This window comes from Alcanivorax sp. HI0083, from assembly GCF_001635175.1.
Genome location: NZ_LWFX01001349.1, coordinates 1 through 2188, shown reverse-complemented (window position 1 = coordinate 2188; position 2188 = coordinate 1). Strand labels below are relative to the sequence as shown.

Genomic DNA, 2188 nt, shown 5'->3' with positions numbered 1-2188 from the left:
TACCAGAACGCGGACATCAAGGAGCTGCTGCTGGTAGCCATGATGCCGCTGTTCGGCCTGACTATCGTTCTCGAGGCCTGGCGCTTTCGTGGCACCGGTATCTATAGCCTCAAGGATTCCGCTGCCAGCATGACGCTGGGCGCCAGCTATGTGCTGCTGGAGGTGGTGGTGAATGCCTTGTTCGTGTTCGCCATTCTGGACTGGGTGTACAGCTACCGGCTGATGGACATTGCCATCACCCCGTGGACCTTTGCGCTGTTGTTTTTGATGGTGGACTTCCTGTTCTACGTTTACCACGTGACCGCCCACAAGGTGCGCTGGTTCTGGGCCACCCATGTGGTGCACCATGCCTCCGAGCACATGAATTTCACCACCGCTGGCCGCCAGAGCACGCTGTATGCGTTCAGCGGGCTGTTCCTGTTTTTCCTGCCGCCGGTACTGCTGGGCTTTGATCCTGCCTGGGGCCTGTTCGCGCTGGCAGCGAACCTGTCTTACCAATGGTTTATTCACACCCAGTGGATAAAGAAACTGCCGCGGCCGATCGAGTTCATTTTCAACACGCCGTCACACCATCGCGTGCACCACGGCCGCAACCCGGAATATATCGACCGCAATTTCGGTGGCACTCTGATTATCTGGGATCGCCTGTTCGGCACCGTCGTGGAAGAGCGCGACGACCTGCCGCCGGAATACGGCATCACCCGCCAGATCCACAGCTACAATCCGATCACCCTGACGCTGCATGAGTTCATTGCATTGTTTAAGGATATGGCGAAGCCGGGGCCGTTGTGGCTGCGACTGAAACACCTGTGGGCGACGCCGGAATGGCAACGACCGGAAGCGCAGAACCAACACGCCAAGAAAAACGTACCCGCCATAGCAGCGCAGCAGGAAGGATAAGAGTGGCGCGACAGGCGGAGACTTTCTTCGGAAATTTCCGCCCGACAGCCCACTACTCGCAAACGAAGCAAGGGCCTAAACTGAAGATACACACCACTACCTTGCTGGCCTGCTCCGATTCCCGAGAATGGACTCGCCCAAGCAGCCCCATGCAACCCTCACCGCCGCCCCAAAAACTCCACCGTCATTCGATAACTCAACCCCCAGATGCAGTACCCCTGATAACGGCAGCACGGCAGAGTAACCCGCCCCACGGGCGTGCGGAGGGCAAGCGTACTTCGGTTGTCCGGGTTGCTCAGGTAGTCCAGCGGAATCCATACGCCGTGGCGGGCTTCGTGGTTCAGGCGCAGCACGTCGTCGCCCTGCCAGGCAAACACATGGGGCGTGACCACCATGGGCCGCCAGCGGCTGTGGTGGCGGGTCAGTCGGTCTGTCAGGCGCGCCTGGTAGTGCCCGCTCTGGTACAGGTCGAGCCCGGTTTCTTCAACGGTTTCACGCATGGCGGTGTCACGGCTGGAGGTATCCCCGGTTTGCAGGCGCCCACCGGGGAAGGCCATGTCTCCGGACCAGGGGTCGCCGGGGCGATGAGCGCGCTGGATAAAGAATAGCTCGCCCTCGGTTATCCCGCCGCGATAAATCAACGCTACGGCGGCACGGGTGACGCGGCGCCGGAAGGGCAATTTCTGTGGGCGGGCTCTGTTAAGCCAGGTCAGTGGGGGCACGACGGCCTCGCTATTGGCTAAGATGCGCCCAGCATAGCACTCTGGCTGCTCTCACCACGCCAGGCCATGGGAGCGCCCCCAATCAGCGCGGACCGCCCTCCCCGAACGTCGATCCGGTACGATTTAGCTGTACACGGAGCAATAATAGGGTTATGTTCTGGCCCAGCTAAAAGATCGCGCTTGAATCACGTACTCCATTTCGTTGTTTACATTGTATAACTCGTCCTGCAGTTCTGAAGTCCAAGTCTCCGTTTTTCAGCTACACCTGCCGTAAAGGCAAAACTTCATTTTTCAGGATTAGAGATATGTCTACAGTTAAAGGCACCGTTAAGTGGTTCAACGAAGCAAAAGGTTTTGGTTTCCTGGAGCAGGAAAACGGCCCGGACGTTTTCGCTCACTTCAGCGCCATCCAAGGTTCCGGCTTCAAGACCCTGGCCGAAGGCCAAGCGGTTGAGTTCACCGTGACCCAGGGCCCGAAAGGCCCGCAAGCTGAGAACATCGTCGCTCTGTAAGCGATTGTTCCAGTAAAAAAAGGCGCCCTTGTGGCGCCTTTTTTGATTCTCTAA

3 protein-coding genes are annotated in these 2188 nt (G+C 58.4%); 2 read left to right on the top strand and 1 reads right to left on the bottom strand.

Annotated elements, in window-relative coordinates; all coding sequences use genetic code 11:
- A partial coding sequence (locus A3754_RS20100; protein WP_063521108.1) for a sterol desaturase family protein occupies positions 1–900 on the top strand: 900 nt, incomplete at its 5' end.
- A gap of 158 nt (positions 901–1058) precedes the next feature.
- On the opposite strand, the gene A3754_RS20095 is transcribed toward A3754_RS20100, so the two are convergent.
- Positions 1059–1622, bottom strand: a complete 564-nt coding sequence (locus A3754_RS20095) for a CoA pyrophosphatase (RefSeq protein ID WP_063521107.1) — start codon at positions 1620–1622, stop codon at positions 1059–1061.
- A 305-nt stretch (positions 1623–1927) separates the two neighbouring features.
- Between A3754_RS20095 and A3754_RS20090 the strand changes: the two genes are divergently transcribed.
- Entirely contained in the window at positions 1928–2134 is a 207-nt protein-coding gene (locus tag A3754_RS20090) for a cold-shock protein (RefSeq protein WP_035235160.1), read from the top strand.
- Positions 2135–2188: the final 54 nt, after the last annotated feature.